Here is a 22,191-nt window from a genome sequence, read left to right as displayed (position 1 = left end):
TCATTTCACCGCCAAATCAAGTATCTCGTCTGCATATTGCGTTTTCAGCAGCATATCGTGCTGATAGGAGAATATCACCGCACCTGTTTTAGCTTCTCCCTTGGTTCGTGCCTGTAAATAGCCGTGTATCCGCTCCGTAAGCACATCGAGAAGCTTCTGCGCCTGACCGCTTTCATACAGTATATCCAGAGCCGCGTCAGCAGTTGCGCAGTCATTAAGCCTGCAAAGCAGACTGTTGTCCAGACCTGCCAGCGCTCCGCAGGCAATCAGAGTCTCCATTCTGCCGTCAGCATAAGAAGAATGGGTGTTCATGATACCCGAGCCAAGCTTCACCATTTTGCCGATATGACCGTATATCAGGATATTCTTAAACCCAAGTGTTATTCCGATGTCGATAGCGTCGCCTATAAAATTGCTGCACATGACGCACTGCCCGCTGAGCTGCGGCAGATTCTGTGAGATGAACCTCTCGCTGTAGTTGCCCACCGTCAGAACAAGGACATTTCTGCCCTCTTTTCGGCGGATATTCGCCTCTGTGCGTATAGTTTCTATCAGTGCGGAACTGCTCATCGGCTCAACTATGCCTGTAGTTCCGATTATTGATATTCCCCCCACTATGCCGATACGTGGGTTGAAGGTCTTTTCCGCAAGTTCTTCGCCCTGCGGCACTGATATAACTACTCTGAAGCCGCCGCAGTATTCGTGCATTTCCGCAGCTTCACTGACCGCCTGTGATATCATCTTGCGCGGAACGGAGTTTATAGCCGCCTCTCCCACAGGCTGGTCAAGACCTGCCTTGGTGACAGTACCTACGCCCTTTCCGCCGATTATCTTCACAGCGCTGTCAGCAAGTGATACTTCCGCGGTTATTTCTATACCGTTGGTGATATCGGGATCGTCGCCGCTGTCCTTTATGACGGTGCAAGCGGCAGTTCCGTCATTTATGATACATTTGGAAATATCAAGGCTCAAACGCTCGCCTTTGGGGAGGAGTATCTCCGCTGACTTCACTTCCTGCCCTGTGAGAAGTGCCTCAGCAGCAGCCCTTGCAGCAGCCGCGGCACAGGAGCCTGTAGTATATCCGCAGCGCATTTTCTTAGTACCGCAGTATATGAATCTTTCTTCCATGCCGCACCTCCCGTCGAAATAATTATGTTTATATTTTAGCATATTATATAGATTAAGTCAATCATAATCCCTTACAAAACTATTATAAAAACAGCTTGCAGGCTTGTTTGTATCACAGCTTGGCTATACAAAGCAAAAGCTCCGACCATTCGGTCGGAGCTTTTATAATAAACGTCAGTTCTGGAATGCTATACGGAAGAAGTTGTAGAGATGAGCTCTGATACAGTTATCACCGTGATAGCCGCCGTTTACATAGTGCCATACATGAGGAACGCCGTTTTTCTCAAAGTTAGTGTGATAATTCTTTGGATTATCGTAAACAACTGTGTCGTTGCTTCCGCCTGTTATCATCAGGAAATATGGCTCGTTGCCGCTGTCCCACTTGAAGGATCCGGAAACTCCGGGAGCCGGACAGATAGCGCCGATATAGCCGAACATGTCGGGCTTTTTCATACCGATGAGGAGAGCCTCACGTCCACCCATTGAGAAGCCTGTGATAGCGGTATTCTCCTTACCTGTCTTGATGCTGTAATTCTTCTCCATATACGGCATAAGATCCTTTGTAAGGTCATTTATGAAGTTATCATAAGCCTGATTGTTTGTTTCGTTCATACCTGTGCATGCCTTGAGAGTAGGACTTGAGAATACATCGGGGAATACGCAGATCATTTCCTTTGCTGCGCCCTCGGCAATAGCATTTCCTATCATCTCACGGGTATGCATATCAGCATTTCCCTTTGTAAGCATTCTGTCAATACCCTCATAGTAGCCGTGCATGATGTACATTACAGGATACTTCTTGTTGGGATCGTAGTTCGGAGGCAGAAGAATGTTAACGTCCTTCTGTCTGTTGCAGGTAGTTGAATAGTAGCTCTTTTTCTGTATCTGACCGTAAGCCACGCCATTTTGCGACTGATTTGCGGAATTCGGCTCTTTTTCAGCTATACTTGACGCAACCTTTGCAGTAAAGTCCTTCATGGAAAGATGTGCACTTGCCGCAGTAGTTGTAGTCGTAGTAGTTGTTGTTGCAACAGTTGTCGCTTTTGTAGTAGTTGTCGATGTGGTCGTTACAGGTGCTGTAACTGTCTTGATGTTTTCAGAATAGCTTACGGGAAGCTTTGTGTTTATTCCTAAGAGGAACTTCTGTATCTCAAGGGCGTCGTTTGAAGTGATACCGCCGCCTGCTTCACATACGTCTGCATTGAAGAGTCCTGTATCGCTGAGCTTATACTTGTCAGGGTTTGCAAGTGACTGCATTATAAGAACAACGTCGCTCATATCAACTTCTTTATCGCCGTTGGCGTCGCCCCACTTTGATACCTTTGAATCAAGTATATCCTTCAGATCCTGTGTAGTAGGAGGTGTTACGGTAGTTGGAGGTATCTCCTCACCCTTTGGACCGTCTATAACAGTGCCGTCTACTGCTGCATAGAAATTGTCAACGTAGAAATTGGTAGCAGGAGTTGAATCGTCAGAGTCGCCCTCTGTTTCAACATATACAAGAAGATTCTTGGCGCCTGTTGGTATCTGGAAGCTTGTATTTGCAAGCTGTGTCCACTGACCCTTAACAACGTCCTTAGTGTCTATCTTATCATAGTGAGCCTCGCCGTCTGCGCCGTCATACTGGAGCGTCAGGTGGAACTTTGTAGAATCAGCACCCTCGTTATACTTTACTATAGTTGAGAAGCTGTATTTCTCGCCTGCTTTGAACTTATAGTTAAGGCTTCTGCCGACGCCCTTCCATGAAGCTGAACGATCCGAGCAGTATACCGAGCTGTCGCCCTCATATGCCTCGTCAGTGCTTACAGCAACAGTCGCGCCGCCTCTGTCTGAGCAGCCGTCAAGCTTGCCCTCGAATGTGCTCTTAAATATGTATGTCTGGTCTGTATCAGAAGAGCTTGAACCTGCTCCCTCGAACTTCCACCAGTCAACGTTCATAAGGAATCCGTCGCCGCCGTTGAATACCAGATAAAGGTCATGCTCACCGCTTGCGCCTGCTACATCGCATGAAACCTCTTCCCAGTTATGCCAGCCGCCTGTTCCGCCGACTTTAAGGTTGCCAACGATAGGTCCTGTCTTGCTGTCAAGGTGGAGCTCGATATTTCCGCCGCTCTCGGCAGAAGCTGCACAGGCTGTGAATTTATCGGCACCGTCGCCGAAATCAACGCCTGCGACCTTGATATAGCTTCCCTTTTTGATGCTTCCTATGCATACAGAATTGTTTTCGTCCTTCTCGGTCTTGATGCCCTCGCTCCAACAGATAGTCTCCGCCTCGACGCGCTCAAACGGGTTGAGAGGCTCTATCTGTTCGGGACCGTTTTTAGTTGATTTTACCACAGGAATGGTTCCGTCAGGATTATATGTAAACTCTTCTACAGCAGCACTGCGGTTAAAAGTACCGCCGCCTTTAAGTCCGTTCATATGATAGAAAAGATATGAGTGATCCTTGTAATCAATAGTACCGCCATGCGTGGTAAAACAATTACTCTGATCTGTGATCTTTCCGCCAAAAGTCCACGGACCTGTTACAGTCGGACCATATGAGTAACAGATGCTTTCGCCGCCGTCAGAGCCATGGAATCCCGCATATACAAGATAGTACTTATCGCCATGCTTTGTTATCCACGGACCTTCACCATAGGCTGATCCGTTTTTGCCTGAACCGAACGCATTTTTATTCATATCAAAGTTCTTGATCTGTCCGTCCAGAGTTACCATATCTTCTTTCAGCTTGACATAGTAGCATTTCGGATTTCCAAACATGAGCCACGCCTGACCGTCGTCGTCAATGAAAACAGTAGGATCGATGTAATCCCAGTTCGGACCGCAAAGCGCCTTGCCGTTGGGATCGTGGTACGGGCCCTCAGGCGAATCTGCAACTGCAACACCGATAGCTCTTCCGCCGCCGCCCTTGTTTGTGGTGGTAAAGTAGAAGTAGTACTTGCCGTTGCGCTCGATACACTGTGAAGCCCATGCATCGTTCTTGTTGCACCAGCTGAAGCTGGTATCCTCGAGGATCCTGCCGTGGTCTGTCCAGTTCTTCATGTCCTTCGTTGAGAAGCACTGCCAGCCTGTCATGTAGTAGAAGTCGTTGTTGCCTTCACGGTCACAGCCTGTGAATACATAGAGTTCGTCACCGAATACTACCGGAGCAGGATCAGGTGTGAATGATGTCTGTACTATTGGGTTTTCTGCATGCGTAACAGCAGGAACTGCCGCGCATAATGAGACAGCTGATATTGCTGCCATGGCGATAGCCGAAAAATACTTTTTCATAATAATTCTCCTTCTTAATTTTAATATCCCGTTTTAACCTTTTGAGTCTGACTGCGACCTCTTTCAGCAGTCAGTTTACAATTTATTTATATTTAGTATTATAATAGCACAATTATCTGACAATTTCAATCCACATTTTCGCATATTAAGTGGACAAAATGCAGGAATTTATAAACTTTTTCACTTGTTAATCATTTAGACACTAAAATATATAAATAATATTACGTCAATACGAAACATATAAAAGAAAACTCCCTGAATAGCTCAGGGAGTTTTCGGAATATTTTTAAGAATTTTAATTACTGATTCTCATGGAAGAAGTAAGGCAGAGCGTCATAGATGTAATGACGTACCTGCGGCCACCAGTGTACATTGCCATTTGCTTCGAGGAAGTAAAGGTTACCCTTTGAGAAATCGGCTGTGTATGTGAACACATCTGTATTCTTCTTCAGCTCGTTTATCATCGGCACCATATTGCCGTATGCGATGTCTTTGGTACCTGTTGCAGCAAATACAAAGTACTCATTCTTCTTGAAGCCTGATTTTCTTGCTGAATTGAGGACCTTGCCTGCGCCGTCCCAGCAGTGACCTGACAGAGGCATGAAGTATGCAATAATATCGAGGTTATTATTGAAGTTTGCCCATGTTGAGCCGCCGCCCATTGAGAATCCGCCGTATGCACGGTGGTATCTTGATGCTTTAAGGCCTTCAATAGATGTATTTCCGTTTGCATATGTGGAGTACTTGTTTTCAACGTAAGGAATTATAGACTTGCGCATTTCCTCCCAAACGCCGTCAGCACTTGGAGCCTTGTTGAATGTTGGAGTTACAACGATCATCGGCTCTATATCGCCGTTTGCGATCATGTTATCAAGCATGATGTCGATATTGATGTTATTGTCGTTGAAGCAGGTCTCCTCGCTCTCTCCGCCGCCGTGCATGAGGTAGAATACGTTGTACTTCTTGGACTTGTCATAGCCGTAAGGAAGATATACGTACATATTCTTGTTGCCGTTGATACCGTTGTAGTTTTCCTTGACAACAGTACCGTGTTTTGCAGGCTGCTTGAAGTATCTGTCAGGTGCAGCCTTATACTGAGGATTTGCATTGTATTTGAAGTTGCTTACCTTTATTTCGCCGACTTTTCCGCCGCCTGTTGTAACTTCAGATTTTACGCCCTCTGCTGCGAACTGAACGTCATCAACATAGAAATTGAATGTTCCTTCAGTTGACTCGATATAGAATACAGGCTCATTTGCGTCCTCAGGTATAGTAAATGATGTATTCTCAAGCTTTGTCCACTTTTTGCCCTCAGCATCAGCCTTAGCTATGTTGACATAAACTGCCTCATCGGAAGAGTCCTTGTACTGGAGCTGGAGTTTCATCTCCTGAGCCGAGTCCGTAGGCTGCATTACTGCTGCCGAGAAGCTGTATGTACCGCCGGGCTTGAACTCACTTCCAAGTACGTAGTTGATACCGTTCCATGCAGCCGATCTGCCTGAAACCTTGACGGACTTGCTGCCTGAGTAGAAGTGGTCGCTCTCAGAAGCTACAGAAGCGCCGCCTCTTCCTTCCCAGCCGTTTTCGCCTGATTCAAATGACTCCTTTTTGGTATCAATTGAAGGAGCAGTAGTAGTTGTCGTTGTGGTCGCAGTAGTTGTTGTGGTTGTTGTGGTTGTTGTGGTGGTGGAAGTTGTAGATGTGGTAGTTGTTGTTTCAGTAGTAGTCGTTGTAGATTCAGTGGTGGTTGTAGTCGTGGTCGTCGGAGTTGTTGCAGTAGTTGTTTCGGTATCCGTATTTCCTTCAGCAACGCTCTCTGGAAGTTTCTTGATAAGTCCCAGCAGATACTTCTGTATAGCAAGAGCGTCCATGTTTGTGATACCGTCACCGCTGTTGCTTACGTCGCCGTTAGCCATGCCCTGCTCTGTAATGCCGCCGTCCTTGCCGACGCCATACTTGTCAGGATTTGCAAGGCACTGCATGATAAGCACTACATCTGAAAAGTCGACCTGCTGATCGCAGTTGGTGTCGCCCCACAGTGTAACATTTGCGCCTGCTGCATCGGCAGTCTGCTTCACAGGCAGATTTGCCAATGAGGTCCAAAGCATTGAGCAGGTCATCAAACCCGTCAACGCGCGTTTGAATTTGTTTGTTTTTTTCATAAGTATTCCTCCTAATTATAATATTCCCCTGTTTATATCTTTCAGGCTGTTCAGCCTATAATAATATGATATCATATCTTATATTGATTATCAACTCAAAACGTGCATATAAGGTGGACAAAATGCATATTTTACAGCATTATACACATCATATTGTAAAATGTAATACCACAAATAGTATGTATTGTTCAATTTTTAGTGTGCTTCATTTTACCATAATACTGTGATATTATGTCTTTATATTACAAAATGTCAAAAAAAGTCCCCTCTGCTGATAGCCTGAACTTTCGGCAGAGGGCTCTTTTTGTATTATTCATCATTTGCTGCGTTTTGTTATTTATTCAGAGACAGTGTTGAAAAAAACCTTTATTGAATCAGCCAGTTCTTCAAGATGACCGACAAAACAGTGATCTGCACCGTGTATAGGAATGACCTTTGCATCTTTATACAGCTCTGCGGCTTTTTCTGCATAGGAATACGGAACTACAGGATCCTCGTCACCATGAACTATGAGCACCTTTCCTTTGAATCTTGATATCGCATCTTCAACATGGATAGTCTGTGCAACACGAATATAGTCACCTGATATCTCCCAGCTCTCACTGGCTAACTTTTCGGGGATATGCTCGGGATCGAATGAATTGCCCAGAACAATGCCTGCCCTTGCATTTTCAGGGATCATCCATGCAGGTGATAAAGGCAGTATTCCCTTAAGAACATCAGCACACATACCTCCCATGAGCATGGTAAGCAGTCCTCCCTGAGAGTGACCGCATACATAAAGCTCAGTCACAAAGTCCAGCCCTCTTGCATATGCGATCACAGCAAGAGCATTCGTCACCCACTTATAGAGCGTATGGTCAATAAACCTGCCATCGCTTTTTCCGTGTCCGTACATTTCAGCGCGAAGCACCGAAACTCCCGCTTCATTCATTGCTTTCTGAGCCGCAATGATATGCTCCTCTTCCATATGTCCCGTAAAACCGTGAATCAGTATGCAAAGCGGTCCTTTTACCGTATCATCAGGACGATCAAGCTTGGCATGGAGCCTTGTACCGTCGCAGTTTATATAGAATTCCTTCATTTCTTCTGTCCTCCTTCAAATTTTGTGAAGTTCAGTTTAAACTAAAGACTGACGCACCATAAAAGTCATATATCCGCTGTAAATGCTGACAGAAATTCTGTCAGTGTTTTTCTCATATTATCCCTCCCTGAGATGCTATTTTATGCCATTATTATACAAAACCGAAAGGCAAAAATCAAGTCATTTATTGCCGATTGATTGAATTAAATATATCGTTTTTTCCACCTATGTATCACTTTTTTTAGTTGACATTACGTACAAAAAATATTACAATATTTACAGTTCCATAAATTACGGGGATATTATTTATGGAATGAATAAACAGATTTGGAGGAATTACTTAATGAGTATTCAAAGAAAACTCAAGACTGCTGTTTCGGCAGTCATGGCGGGAGCAATGCTGATAGGCACAGCGTCCTCTTTCCCGTCGCCAGCGCCTATGGTAGCTGACGCTGCCAGCGCGTGCAACATCAACACAAACAAGGAATATCAGACTATCCGCGGCTTCGGCGGTATGAATCACCCTGAGTGGCAGAGCTATAACGCTCAGAACGGAGCTCCCGGAGACATGACGGCAGCTCAGGTCCAGACAGCTTTCGGAAACGGCGATAACGAGCTTGGTCTTACTATTCTTCGTATTTTTGTCAGTGACGACAAGAATGCTTGGAAGAACGCTATCCCAACAGCTCAGAGAGCTCAGAAGCTTGGCGCAACTGTATTTGCTACACCTTGGAACCCGCCTGCATCAATGAGACAGAATGGCTCGGGCGGTCCTTCAGGCGGTAAGTACGTTCTCAAAAACGGCGCTGAGGGACAGTACGCACAGCACCTCAACGACTTCATCAAGTACTGTAACAGCCAGGGCGTTCAGCTCAACTCCATATCAGTACAGAATGAGCCTGACTGGTCAGGCGAGTGGACAGCATGGACACCAGACCGTGCGGCAAACTTTATCGCAAACTACGGTAAATCCGTAACAGCAGGCACAACCACAAAGCTGATGTCTCCTGAGAGTTTCAGCTATAACAAGAGCTTCTACAACGCAATTCTGAATAACTCCAAGGCTATGCAGAACTGCGATATGTTCGGCACTCACTTCTATGGAACACAGCGCAGCCAGATGGACTTCCCTGCCCTTGAAAACTGCGGCAAGGAGATTTGGATGACAGAGGTTTACGTTCCGAACAGCGACAACAACTCCGCAGACCGTTGGCCTGAGGGCGTTAAGGTTGCAGAAAATATCCACAACGCTATGGTTGTCGGCAACATGAACGCCTATGTATGGTGGTACATACGCCGTCAGTACAGCCCGATGTGGGACACCGGCAAGATCTCAAAGCGCGGTTACGCTATGGCTCAGTTCTCCAAGTGGGTACGCCCCGGTGACGTCCGTATCGATGCTACGGAACAGCCCGATTCAAATATACTCGTTTCTGCTTACAAGCACAGCGACACACAGGCAACAGTAGTTGCTATCAATAAGGGCAGCAATGCTCCTGTTCAGCAGTTCAGCTTCAGCGGCAGAACTATCACAGATGTGACCCGTTACAGAACTTCTGCAAACGAGAACATCACAAAGACTTCCAACCCTGATTTCAGCGGCTCATCATTCAGTGCTCAGCTTCCCGCAAACAGCGTTTCCACATTCGTAGTAAGCCTCGTCAGCGACGGCAAGGGCTTCGAGGGCGGAAAGGATCCTGTTCCTCCAGAGCCGATAGAGCCAGACGCAAACGGTTACTATTACCACGATACATTCGAGAACGATAACGGCAGCTGGGAGAGCAGAGGCGGAGCTTCTGTAAACACTGGCGGCACAGCTTACAAGGGAAATAAGGCTCTGACAGTTTCCGACAGAGGCAGCGCATGGCACGGCGCAGCAAAAACTCTCGACTCCCTTACTTTCAAGGCTGGACAGGAGTACAGCTTCAGTGCTGTTGCAAAGGGCTCAGGCAATATGATGCTCTCACTTGAATACAAGGATTCGACGGGCACAACAGCTTATGCTCACATCGCAGACGGCGTTTCAAACGGCGAATACGTACAGCTTTCAAATACCAACTATAAGCTCCCTGAGGGCTCGGGATATATCCTCTATGTTGAAACAGAGGAAGGAACAAGTGATTTCAGCATTGACGAAGTTGTCGTTGCTAAAGCTGGTGTAAAGGTTGACGGTCCTGTGGTTACAACTACTACAACAGTACCCGTTACAACTGCGCCACCTGTTGAGCAGGATCCTAAGGCTGCATACGAAGCCAAGGTTTCCTTGTGGGGCGACGCAAACGGCGACAACACAGTAGATATGGGTGACGTAGTTCTTATCATGCAGTCCCTCGCTAACCCCAACAAATTTGCTCTAAAGGCGCCAGGGCTTTACAATGCAGACGTTTACGAGGCAGGCGGCGGCATTACTTCAAACGACGCGCTTTCTATCCAGAAGTTCCTTTTAGGCACAGTAACAAAGCTCCCCGAAAGCTGGTCAAACAACCTCAAAGCTGAGCCAGTTACACAGCCAACAACTCAGGCAACAACAACTACTACCACAACTACAACTGCAAAACCTGTCCAGCAGATCGATTTTTCTGCAATGGCACAGAAATTCGGCAGCGTAAATCCTGCAAAGTCATACAAAAAGGATAACGAGCACAATCCGCTGATATCCCAGTATTTCGGCGCTGATCCGGGAGTTATGGAGTATGACGGCAGAGTTTATATCTACATGACAGATGACCACCTGCTCTATAACAACGGTCAGGTAACAAAGGAGACCTACAGCACTATCAATTGCCTGCGCTGCATCTCCTCAGATGACCTCGTAAACTGGACAGACCACGGTCTTATCAATGTTGCAGGTCAGAACGGTATTGCAAAATGGGCAGGCAACTCATGGGCTCCGACAGCCTGCCACAAGAAGATCAACGGCAAGGAGAAGTTCTTCCTCTACTTTGCAAACAACGCAAATGGCATCGGTGTACTTACTTCAGACAGTCCTACCGGTCCATGGTCAGATCCTAACGGCCGTGCAATGATCGACCGCAAGACCAACGGCGTCACAAATGTTCCGTGGGTATTCGATCCTGCGGTACTCGTTGACGATGACGGCAAGGGCTATCTCTACTTCGGCGGCGGTACAGACAATCTGCCGAAGGATCATCCGAAATCTGCCCGCTGTGTCGCTCTCAGCGATAACATGACCTCTATCGTCGGCACACCAGCTGTCATTGATGCACCTTACATGTTTGAGGACAGCGGTATCCACAAGTACAACGGCAAATATTACTACAGCTACTGCACCAACTGGAGCACAGGCGGCAACTCCTACGGTCTTACGACTGCCGCTATCGACTACATGGTCAGCGACAACCCTCTCGGACCATTCACCCATAAAGGCGAGGTGTTCAAGAACATCGGCAACTTCTTCGGCACAACAGGCAACAACCACCACACCATCATGGAGTTCAAGGGACAGTGGTACCTCTTCTATCATGCACAGTACCTCCAGGATGTAATGAATCTTAAGGATATGGGCTACAGAAGCACCCACATCGACAAGATCACCATGAATTCCGACGGCACGATGCAGCAGGTCAAGGGTACAAAAACAGGCGTATCACAGATCAAGGCCTTTGATCCGTATACTACCTCCCGTGCTGCTACATTCTCACATCAGGGCGGTATCACTATCAGCGGCAGCGGCAATTCGACTGTCAATGCAGAAAAAGGCAGCTGGTACCGCGTATCAAAGGCAGACTGCGGAAGCGGTGCGGCAAGTCTTACAATAAAGGCTTCTTCCAAGAACGGCTGTATCGTTAAGGTATGCAAGGGCAGCCCGTCAGGTAATGCTGTTTCATACGCAGAGATACCCGCAGGAAACTCTATGCAGGAAATAACTGTTCCCGTTCAGGATCTCAGCGGAGAGCAGGATCTCTGTTTCATATTCAATAACTCAGCTTCAATTGACAGCTGGAAGCTCAATAAATAAAAATCACGCCTGCGGCATTAATTACCGCAGGCGTATTTTATTGTCTTTTCAGACTTGCCTTGGCGTTTCAGAAGACAACTGCCTCTATTATATTATTGCTCAATGGACAATGAAGGAATAAGCTTGAGAAGATATTTCTGGATAGTTACCGCATCTTCATTGGTCATTCCGTTATTACCGATAACATCAGCGTTTATAGCTCCCTGCTTTGTAATGTGATGCTTGTCTGAACCCGTCACACCGAACTTGTTCGGATTTGCAAGAGCCTGCATTATAAGAACTATATCTGACATATCTATTTTGTCATCACAGTTTGAATCGCCTGCCGTTTTCACTTTGAGCTCAGAAGTCGTTGAAGCCGTAGATGTTATGGTTGTAACAGCTGTAGTAGTTGTTGTTGAAGTTGTGGAGGAAGTCGTTACAGGCGCTTCATCATTTCCCATATTGCTCTCAAAGTATGAAAGCACCCATGCAAAAGCAGCCTGCCACTGAGGTGTGACAGAATTGCAGGTCCACGCCTGAACAGAGTCCGCATAGAGCTGCTGGTCTGGCGTCTCGCCTATCTTGAGACCGATACCCTTAACAAAACTGTCGCCTATACCGTCAGGACTTCCAGCTAACCCCGTGGGACCTCCTACCATTACACCGTTCGGAGCAGACGGGAAGCTCTTGTCTACTTCGTTCAGCCAGTAATTGCTGCTGGGATTATTAGTATGATACGAACCATAACCCGTTACGTAGGATATGCCAAGACCGTTTCTTCCGAAAATATAGTCAAGAGCATAGCCTGCATGATCCCTGTAAGTCTTATCGCCTGTTGCGTCACAGGCATATGCCAGAATGACCGCGTTATTGACTATGGAAGAGTTGGAACCGTATTCATAGGTCTTCCAGCTGTCGGCATATGCTGAGTAAGGATCTATTCCGAATCCGCATTCAACCTGTCTGTATGGGATATCCATAGCGTTGGCGTATTTTTTATTTTCAATATTTCTTGTGGCTGCATCTACTAAATTATCAGCAGCCTTGCCGATATTTACAGTTATCAGCTTTCTGTCATCATCTGATATCTTATCGCTGAGATACAACGATATTGTACCGAAGTCAAGGGTATCAGTCTCACCGAATGCCCTGAATCTGTCATCAGGCTGCGGCCAATGAATGATTTTATAATAATCAGGTTCGCATTGAGTAAGCTTCAGCTCAGGATTGCAGGAAGTAAGACAGTCATAATACTCCATATCGCCTGTAGTCGCAAAAAGCTCGCAGGCAGCCCAATAAGCCTCATCATTTATATTGATGTCGCCGAAGTCCATATCGTTGATATCATATGCAGTAGAACCCTTGTTAGGAGCAAAATGTTCATCATGTATGGAAACGTTTTTCCACTCATCTTCATGCTTCTTGACTGCTTCCCACGAAGCCTTTGCCTGTTTCAGGCACTTCGCGGCAAAATCGGGATCAGAGCCTTCCCAGAGGCGAGCTGCCTGTGCCGCACAGGCTATAAAGTCAAAAGTAGCAGCATATGTCGGAGGATTAACTAATCTGACAAGATAATCATGTTTCATATCAAGATTATGAATGACAGGATCATAGCTGTTGTAATATCTTACGCCGTGATATACCATGTCGGCATAATCCTCGCCCCACATACTGTCTTTTTCCGGATCAACCACCATATCAAGCATGAATTCAAGCTCATATCTCGCTTCGTCAAGAGCGTCGTTCAAGCTTTTATCTCCGTTTTTCTCCGAAAGCTCATACATATTCTGCAAAAGCCATACCGTATTTGCTCCTGCAATAATATTTTTTCCGCAATTATCATCAGTGTACCAGCCGCCCGAAAAGTCCTTTTTCATGTTCTTTTCATTGGACGAGTGCCAGTATTCCCTGAAATATGCTTCGTCCTTTGCATGGTAGGCTTTATGTGCGAGCTTAGCCCTGTTCTCATCGGAAGGCGAGGAAACTATCTTTTCCGCCTCAAGATCAGTATCAGAGCGCTGCAAATAGAAGTAATTCATTGCATCTCTGTATATATCACCGTAGATACTGTCCCCTACCGTAAATTCGTGGCTGATATAACGTTTATAAGTCTCTCCGCTGTAAGGATTTGTATATACGTTTTTCTCGTCATCGACCTCTATCGTGTACCTGCCCGGCTTTTTAACTTCAGAAAAGTCAAGCTTGTGGAAAAATCCGCCGCCTGCTTCGGGATCAGGACCGACAGGAACAGTTCTGCCCTTTAAGACTTCTTTGCCATTTTCGTCGAGGACTCTGAAGTCCATTGCTTCTCTGTCGTCCGCAGTCACATATGTAGCCACTTTCTTTGAATCGGGATAATAGCCTGCCTGATTGAGACGAACATCGCTTCTCGGTATCACATAGCCAAAATCCCCCGTGCTATGCCAGCCGCACATAGAATCACCCGACTCCTCGCAGGTAAGGCATTCTATGACCATATCATCAAACCATATCTCGTCTCCCTCACGAGCATTGCCCTGATACTTAACTCCTTTTGCATAGTGGAAAGACCACTCCGCAGACTCAATATCCTCTGTGGGCTTGAATACTCCCTCGAATGTCTGCCATTCGGTCGAAAGCTTTACTGCTGATGCAGGCCACTGCCCTCCCATATCAGGTCCCATGTGCATATCATTTGTCATACCGTCCAGCACGAAATAGTTCTGGTCGTTTCTGACATCACATATCTGCGAGCAAAGTTCAAAGCCTTCCCTTTTGCTCTTTGCCTTGAAGCTTACCTTGTACTCATGACCTGCTCTGAAATTGAGATTTCTGTGTCTGAACTGCAGATCCCACTTTTCGCGGTCAGCTCCCTCAGGACAGCGTATACTGATGTGGAACGTACCGTCCTCAAGCTCAAACGACTGCTTTGCAGGAAGCGCAGAACTGATGTGCCACGGCAGAGATTTTTTCTCGAATGTGCTTTCTCCGATGACCATGACCGTTCTGCTCTGCTCGGCAGGAGCCGCAGAGATTGTCGGTACAGCCGCCATAGCTAATGCCATAACGCCTGCAATAAGCTTGCTTGTTTTTTTATACATATGAAACCCTCCCTTTTTTTTAATATAACATATGTATTTATAAGTGTCAGTTATAAAGGATAAAAGGCAAACATACTTATCGTCCCTCTAAATCGAGTTGAAAAATAATACATTCTTCTATTCCTTTATCAGAATTATAACATATAAAGAAACCGCAGTCAACATCTGTTAATGCAATACTTAAACGCCCTCCACGTTAAACAGGCTTGGTGAAAAAACCTTATAAAACAGTTTCTGAATGTGCTTTCTTTTCATAAACAGGCTATATACAGTTATTTGCGGTACGTACATAAATTTTTTTATTCGGGTGTATTGACAAACAGATCAATATGTGTTATACTGTATATACGATGATATATACAGTATAACACAGGAGTGCACTATGAAGATAGTTATAAAAAATAAATCTGAACTGCCTATCTATGAACAGATAGAGCAGCAGATAAAGGCTCAGATACTTGAGGGCAAGATCGCGGAAGACGAGCAGCTGCCGTCTATCCGCCAGCTTGCAAGAGATCTGAAAATAAGCGTTATCACAACCACAAGAGTATACAATGACCTTGCTGAGGAGGGCTTTATTATCTCTGTTACAGGCAAGGGATATTTCGTTGCGCCAAGCAACAACGAGCTCCTCCGCGAGCGTATGCTCTGCGAAATGGAGGAAGGCTTCGAGAAAGCCGTCCTGAACGGCAGAAATGCGGGACTTTCCGATGACGAGATCGTCGCCACGCTAAAAAAATTCATGGAGGAATGATTTATGGAGAACATTCTGGAGATAAAAGGGCTCAACAAGGCTTACGACAGCTTTGCACTTAAGGATGTCAGCTTTACACTGCCAAAGGGTTATATCATGGGATTTGTAGGTGAAAACGGCTCGGGCAAGACTACTACTATCCGTTCCATACTCAATATGGCTAACATAGACAGCGGCAAGATAAGCGTTTTCGGTCTTGACAGCGTTACTGACACTATCGCCATAAAGGAAAAGCTGGGCGTAGTTTTTGACAGCCTTTACCTTGCAGACCACCTCACTGCAAAACAGATAGAAAAACAGCTGAAGCCCTTCTACAAGGACTGGGACAGCAAGGAGTTCGCTGGCCGTCTCAAGTCCTTCGGACTTCCTGACAACAAGCGTGTTGGCGAATTCTCAAAGGGCATGAAAATGAAGCTTATGATAGCCATTGCACTGTCTCACAAGGCTGACTTTATGATACTCGACGAGCCCACAAGCGGTCTTGATCCCGTTGCCCGTGACGAGCTTCTCGATATTCTTGCCGAGTACATCGAGAACGAAAACAGAAGCGTCCTCTTCTCCACACATATCACATCTGATGTGGAGCGTATCGCCGACTACGTTACAATACTCCACAACGGCAGAGTTTGGTTCACGGGAACTAAAGATGAACTCAACGAAAAATACGTTATTCTCAGAGGCTCTGAGGAGGACATCTCCTCTGCACTGCGTGAAAAATGCATAGGCTTCCACGGCTACAGAAACGGCTTCGACGCACTTCTCAGCACAGAATTTCTCGACGAGGTATCAGACGAGCTTGAGACCGAAAAGGCTAATATCGACGAGATACTGGTCTATGTTGCAAAGGAGGACAGACATGAACGACATGATGAAAATGATAAGGTTTGACCTTATCTCAGTCAGCAGTCTCACTGTGCCTTATGTAGCCATATTTGTCGTAGTAAGCATTATAGCCTCACTGTTCGGTCTCACCTTTGGTATCCTTTGTGGATTGAACTTTGTAATGATCATAGCGCCAATACAGGGAATCAACAATTCAAGCTGCAAAAGGCTCTACGGTATGCTGCCTGTCCGCAGAAGCTCTGTAATAAAGGCGCTTTTTACTGAAATGTTCGTTACTATGTTCATAGGCGAACTGCTCTCTTTTCTGTGTTTGTTCATATGCAGGATCTCCTCGCTTTACAAGATACTCCCCGAAAAGCTTTCGTATATAGCAGGAAGATTCTCTGGAATCCCGTACAGCAGATATGAAAAACTTTATCTGCTTGCAGCTGCGATATTCGCCTTCATAACTATAGTTCTCTGCTTTGTGCAGATGCGCTCGGAGGTCAAAAATATGGAGACCGCCATACGTGAGTTTATAATAATAGTGGCTGTATTTGCTGCAGTAGCCACATTCATATCTGTTATGATATACAATGAGAAGCTTGAAGCATTAAAGAATATACTGCTGCCGCAGACTTCGGCAGGCAAATGGCTGTCCATCGCTATACTCAATGCAGTCACCTTAGCCGCAGCATACCTGTTCTGCGCGGTTACAGTCAAAAAGGCTTCAGACAAAGAGCTTTAAGGAGGGAAAATATGAAAAAGATAATTGATCTCATCCGAGTCGATCTCATATCGGCAAAGGGCAGGAACAAGGGTATATTCTTCCTTATTTTCCTGCTGACTGCTGCATTTGTAGTCATTGGAATTATCACAGAAGCCTTATTCATGGTATTCAGCATAATTGTGCTGGGAGTTATGCTCGTACCTTTTATTACAATGGCAGAAAAGACTCATAATGCAGGAAAAATATTCACTGTTATCCCCGCTGACCGAAAAAGCATAGTAATTTCCCGTTTTGCACTGACTACGGGAATATATACCGTCTTTTCAATAATTATTTTTATCCTGTACCTTATAATGGAAAAATTCAGTGATTTCCACACCTCTATGATTTCTAAGGACATAAGTAACTTATACGAAGTATCAAGCGGTTTCGGTACAGGTATACAGATGAAGGCTATGGAGAACTCAATATTCTGGTTTATTTTCGCTGTTACGCTCATGGTCATGGCAGGTCAGCACAGGAAATATTTCAAAAAGGGAATTTCAAGCAAGAACAACTCCATACTGAGGAGCTTTCTTAAATTCTTAGGCGGAATTGCACTGGTCTATGCTGTAACAGCTGCCATTATTCTGATATTCAATATAGATATACTGAAGCCTGCACTTATCGTGCTTGTAAATATGCTCATGGCACTGGCAGCTCCCATGAACGGTCTGGTGCTCAGCATTATACTGATTTTTATCGGCTTCGGCTTCACCCTCTATCAGCTTATATGCTCGGTAGTGGACTATGAAGCCCGTGAGCTTTGAGGAGGTGGATATACATGAAAAGAATACTTCGCAGAACTGCCGCTCTCATTGCTGCGGCTGTGCTTACAGTCTATACTCAGCCATTCAGTGCTTTTGCAGAAGATGACGAACTAAAATGTCCGTCGGGAATAACCGTCAGTAAACTTATAAGCGGTCAGGAAAAAATAGACGCACATCCCACCAATATCAAAAACAGCAAGACTGACAGCGCTCGTGTGGAGCTTGTTTTCCACGGTGACGAAATACTGTACACACGCTACTACGGCTGCACCAATATTGAGGAGCACACTCTCGCTGACGAGAACAGCGTGTTTGAATGGGGCAGCATTTCCAAGACCTTTACATGGGTAAGCATCATGCAGCTCTGGGAACAGGGAAAGATCGACCTTGAAGCAGATATCCGCACATACCTCCCCGATGATTTCTTCAGCCACCTTAAATACGATGATCCCATTACACTTATGGACATCATGAACCACAAGGGCGGCTGGTGTGAGAAGTTTTACGACTCCACATCAGAGGATATGGCTGAAATGCCGTCACTTGAAGAAGCTCTCAAAAATGTGGAGCCTGCTCAGACCTACCGTCCCGGTGAAGTGGCTTCCTACTCAAATTGGGCAGCTTCTCTTGCAGGACTTATCGTTCAGCGGGTAAGCGGTATGGACTATGTTGACTATGTCCACAAGAATATCTTTGAGCCCCTCGGCATGGAGCACACCTCAGCAGGTCCCGACTTTACCGATAATCCGTGGGTAAGAGAGCAGCGCATGAAAACGATGTGCTATGAATTATCCCTGCATCAAAGCTATAAAGAAAATGAAGACGGAACAATAGAGGACGGGGTGAGAGAAGAATACAAGTCCAAGGGCACCTGTATGTTCAACGATCAGCTTTATCCCTGCGGCGCAATAACGGGTACTCTCGGCGACCTTGCTACCTACGCACAGGCTTTGGTCAACGACGCCCACCCATTGTTCAAAAATGCCGAAACTCAGGAGAAGCTCCTGTCAGGCTCCTCATTCTACGGAAACACTGATATACCCAGCTTCAGCTTTGGCTTTGACGTCCATGAATACAACAACGTCCGCACCTTCGGACATACAGGAGCTACATTTGGCTGTGTTGCTAATATGGAATTCGATCCCGTATCAAAGTTCGGAATCGTAGGTCTTTCAAACTGTGGTGATGATTTCCCGAACTATTTATGCTCATATGTTTTCGGCAGCTTGAAGACAAAAAAATATATCGGTGAAAACTATGAAAAATTTGATCTGACACCATACAGCGGATACTATTCGGACACACGTACCCATGCGGCAGGAATGGGAAGATTTATACTTTACATGGACGCATTCTCAATTGATAATATAAACGCTGCGAAGGTTGCTGACGGTGTATTTATTGAATATCATTCCGAAGAATATTACGATGATACTATTTACAGCATAGTTGAACATTCTGACGGCAGACATGGCATTGTAAACAGCTGCTCGGAATATCTCGAAATAAAGAATTATATTCCTAAGCTCTGTCTACTTGCAGGCTTCATGCTCTGCGGAGTTGCCTCGCTGTTCATACTCCTTGCAAAGCGAAAGCTCAATAAGGCACATAAAGCCGCTCCCCTTTCCTTTGCACACATCATCACCGCAGGACAGTTTGCAAAGATAATATCACTTGCTGCAATGATATCCATTGTTGCAATTCGCGTAAACGGAGACAACAACGGTCTCACCAAGACCGAGGGCACGGTCATCGGAGTTATACAGATTATTTGTCTGGCATTATGCGGACTTGCGCTTCTTGCCGCTGCTTACTCATTCATGTCAAAAAAGAAGCTCCCCTACGGAAGAATACGCAGTCTGTCCTGCTTTGCAGGCAACCTTATAACCGTATCCGCAATGATATTCTTTGAGATGTACAACTTCTGGTGCTGCTGATTTTTAAAAATCATAGCTGTGTTAACATTTATCGCATCAGATCCTTATTATAAAGTAACAGTTTCAAAAGAAAATGATCTTATTCAGTATCTTTTAATACAATTGATAAAGTAAAAGCCTCCCGAGGGAGGCTTTTACTTTATTTAAAACTCTGCTGATTTATTTAAACAAAGCCTCATAATATTCGGGAGTTCTACCTTGTTCACTTGTTGTCACATATATCCAGCAAACAAGGTCATCATCAAGCTTTCTCATATAGAAACAATCGAATGCCTTGCCGTCCCAATAATAAACTACATCTCTCAAAAATTCTTCGCTGCCAAGCTTTACCTTTTTACGTTCTTTCCAGTCAGCATTATCGCCATCATTAGTTATCTGGCCATCTATCCATTCCTTGCAATAATCCATAACGTCTTCTGCGGTAGCGTCAGCAGAATCAGGGAATCCTATCTTTGTGTTTACAAAGAATACCATTACGGATTCTTTAGCATTGCCAAAACTTGTTTCAAGTATTTGCGACCTTTCGCGCCTGATCTCTTCTTCATCAGTAAGCTCTGCAATGTAAGCTTCTTTTTCCTCGGGATCAGTATCATTAGGGAAATAATTTAGTTCTCCGGGAACATTGAGTTTGATATTTGCATATTCATTGACGTATACGCCGTCCTTAAACAATCCTGCTTTATAATTAGTACCTTCCAATGCAGGATCAAGTACAGCTACAGTCGGCGGATCAAGTATAGTCTCAGGCTCGGGCTGTGCCTTGAAGCCGTCGCCGTAGCTTAGTCCGTAGCCTCTTTCCAGCCAGCACTTGTCAGTACCTATCTGGTCTAATGAGCCATACCACGGTGCGGGCAGTTTGCCCTTGAAATCGGCACAGCCGCAGAGCACATCGGAAATGCCCTTGCCCTCAGAGCCAGGGAGATAGCACATTACAACGCTGTCCCACTGATCGTATATTCTGGGATTTATGAGGACCTGTCTGCCTGCAACGATACAAGCAACAGTGGGCTTGCCAAGTTCCTTGGCTTCCTGTCGTGCCTTTGAATTGCCGTCAAGTCCAAGAGTACCGAAAAGGCTCATATCCTCGGTATCGCCGTTCCACTCGGCATATGCCTGCTCGCCTAAGCAAAGCAGCACAACATCGGCTTTCTCCGCTTCTTCCTTATCAGTTATGACCTCTATTCCGTAACTCTCAGCGTATCTTTCAAATGCTTCCCTGATAGTAGTTACACCCGGGACGTCCTTTGTGCTTGCACCGTTCCAGTCCATAGTCCAACCGCCGCACTGTACCTGACCATTGTTTGCCGCAGGACCAGTGATATAGACCTTTGTGCCCTCCTTGATAGGAAGTACTTTATTGTCGTTTTTGAGTAGCACAAGGCTCTCCTCAACAAGCTTTTCGGCTATCTTTCGGTATTCAAGAGAGCCAGTTTCCTTCTGCTTTGTTTGCAGGTTCTCGCAGAGCGGATCATCGAATATGCCTGCCTCTTTCTTGACCTTGATTATTCTTGTAACAGCGTCGTTTACACGCTCCTCGGTTATCTCGCCGCTGCTCACAGCGTCAACGATTATCTGCTTTGCCTCGTCATATTTATCGGTCTCCATGAGCATATCAATTCCTGCGTTTACGCCGTTGATGACCTGTTCCTTATATGTGGCTCCCGAGGTGTGCTCAATGGAGCCCCAGTCGCTGACGATGAAGCCTTCAAATCCCATTTCATCTTTGAGCTTCATGATGTATTCTTTGTTTTCGTGCATTTTCACGCCGTTGAGTGACGAGTGGCTTATCATTATGGTCTGTACGCCTGCGTCTATCTGAGCCTGATATACCTTTAGAAGTTCTTCTATCTCTGCGTTGGTGAGCTGTGCGTCGCCGCGGTCTATACGCTTGAGGGGAGTGCCCTCCTCGCCTGTGCCGTATACTACGTTACCGTCAGCAAAGAAGTGTTTTGCGCAGGCAACAAGTCCGCCGTCCTGAAGTCCCTTAGTATAGGCTGTGCTGAGTTTTGTAATGGTGTCAAGGTCGGAGCCGTAGGACTCATAGGTACGTCCCCAGCGCGGATCAACGGACTGTGCCACGCATGGTGAGAAGTTCCACATCATATGACAGAGCTTTGCTTCGTCGGCTGTGATAAGACCTACCTGATATGCAAGCTCTTCATCATTTGCTGCTCCTTGTCCGATATTATGGGGGAAGTATACTGCATCTCTGCAATAATTGACGCCGTGAACATCGTCCTGACCATAGATATATGGAATACCTGCCTCTGATTCAATAGCGGCATTCTGGAAGCCGTCAACGGTCTCGCACCATGCATCGGAATCTATACAGCCGACAGTGGACAGGATACTGCCGTAGTCGTTGGCTTTCATGTCATCAGTAGTGATGTTGTAGACCGCAGGCTGAACCATTTGGTTTGCTTTCTGTTCGAGAGTAAGCTCACCTAC

Annotated in this window: 12 protein-coding genes; 6 read left to right on the top strand and 6 right to left on the bottom strand. The window is 45.8% G+C overall.

The genetic code is table 11. The features are described 5' to 3' along the window. The 4 genes from cbiD to BT105_RS08360 all read right to left on the bottom strand — a co-directional run bounded on the left by cbiD (position 1) and on the right by BT105_RS08360 (position 7,650). Positions 1 to 1,128 (bottom strand): cobalt-precorrin-5B (C(1))-methyltransferase CbiD, encoded by a 1,128-nt coding sequence (cbiD, locus tag BT105_RS08390; protein WP_072300296.1) that lies wholly within the window; start codon positions 1,126 to 1,128, stop codon positions 1 to 3. Between the two features lie 174 nt (positions 1,129 to 1,302). After that, positions 1,303 to 4,404, bottom strand: a complete 3,102-nt coding sequence (locus BT105_RS14690) for a family 43 glycosylhydrolase (protein WP_242940104.1) — start codon at positions 4,402 to 4,404, stop codon at positions 1,303 to 1,305. A gap of 299 nt (positions 4,405 to 4,703) precedes the next feature. Then, positions 4,704 to 6,566, bottom strand: coding sequence for a carbohydrate binding domain-containing protein (locus BT105_RS08365; protein WP_072300295.1), 1,863 nt, complete (start codon positions 6,564 to 6,566; stop codon positions 4,704 to 4,706). Positions 6,567 to 6,903: 337 nt separating this feature from the next. Next, on the bottom strand, positions 6,904 to 7,650 hold the full coding sequence (locus BT105_RS08360; RefSeq protein ID WP_072300294.1) for an alpha/beta hydrolase: 747 nt from the start codon (positions 7,648 to 7,650) through the stop codon (positions 6,904 to 6,906). 343 nt (positions 7,651 to 7,993) lie between these two features. Here BT105_RS08360 and BT105_RS08355 point away from each other — a divergent pair, with 343 nt between their 5' ends. Next, entirely contained in the window at positions 7,994 to 11,629 is a 3,636-nt protein-coding gene (locus BT105_RS08355) for a family 43 glycosylhydrolase (protein WP_072300293.1), read from the top strand. Positions 11,630 to 11,721: 92 nt separating this feature from the next. Here the strand turns inward: BT105_RS08355 and BT105_RS08350 are convergent, their stop codons facing one another. Next, on the bottom strand, positions 11,722 to 14,691 hold the full coding sequence (locus tag BT105_RS08350; protein WP_072300292.1) for a glycoside hydrolase family 9 protein: 2,970 nt from the start codon (positions 14,689 to 14,691) through the stop codon (positions 11,722 to 11,724). Positions 14,692 to 15,073: 382 nt separating this feature from the next. Here BT105_RS08350 and BT105_RS08345 point away from each other — a divergent pair, with 382 nt between their 5' ends. Genes BT105_RS08345 through BT105_RS08325 form a run of 5 tightly spaced genes read left to right on the top strand, consistent with a single transcriptional unit; the run spans position 15,074 to position 19,743 of the window. Beyond that, entirely contained in the window at positions 15,074 to 15,445 is a 372-nt protein-coding gene (locus BT105_RS08345; protein ID WP_072300291.1) for a GntR family transcriptional regulator, read from the top strand. Positions 15,446 to 15,448: 3 nt separating this feature from the next. Then, the gene (locus BT105_RS08340) at positions 15,449 to 16,333 is read left to right on the top strand and encodes an ABC transporter ATP-binding protein (RefSeq protein WP_072300290.1); all 885 of its coding nucleotides are present in this window, start codon (positions 15,449 to 15,451) and stop codon (positions 16,331 to 16,333) included. After that, positions 16,302 to 17,015 (top strand): hypothetical protein, encoded by a 714-nt coding sequence (locus BT105_RS08335; RefSeq protein ID WP_072300289.1) that lies wholly within the window; start codon positions 16,302 to 16,304, stop codon positions 17,013 to 17,015. The genes BT105_RS08340 and BT105_RS08335 overlap by 32 nt, the downstream gene beginning before the upstream one ends. 11 nt (positions 17,016 to 17,026) lie before the next feature. Beyond that, positions 17,027 to 17,806: a hypothetical protein gene (locus BT105_RS08330; protein ID WP_072300288.1), complete on the top strand. Its 780-nt coding sequence runs from the start codon at positions 17,027 to 17,029 to the stop codon at positions 17,804 to 17,806. Positions 17,807 to 17,820: 14 nt separating this feature from the next. Then, positions 17,821 to 19,743 carry a serine hydrolase domain-containing protein gene (locus BT105_RS08325; protein WP_072300287.1) on the top strand — a complete coding sequence of 641 codons (1,923 nt, stop codon included), beginning with the start codon at positions 17,821 to 17,823 and terminating at the stop codon, positions 19,741 to 19,743. 159 nt (positions 19,744 to 19,902) lie between these two features. Here BT105_RS08325 and BT105_RS08320 read toward each other — a convergent pair. Continuing rightward, positions 19,903 to 22,191, bottom strand: a 2,289-nt coding sequence (locus BT105_RS08320; protein WP_207646762.1) for a glycoside hydrolase family 3 protein, incomplete at its 5' end; no start/stop codon positions are given.

It is taken from the genome of Ruminococcus flavefaciens (assembly GCF_900119075.1).
Classification (GTDB): domain Bacteria; phylum Bacillota; class Clostridia; order Oscillospirales; family Ruminococcaceae; genus Ruminococcus; species Ruminococcus flavefaciens_Q.
The sequence above is the reverse complement of the archived record's forward strand: the minus strand, read 5'-3'. Positions and strand labels throughout refer to the sequence as shown.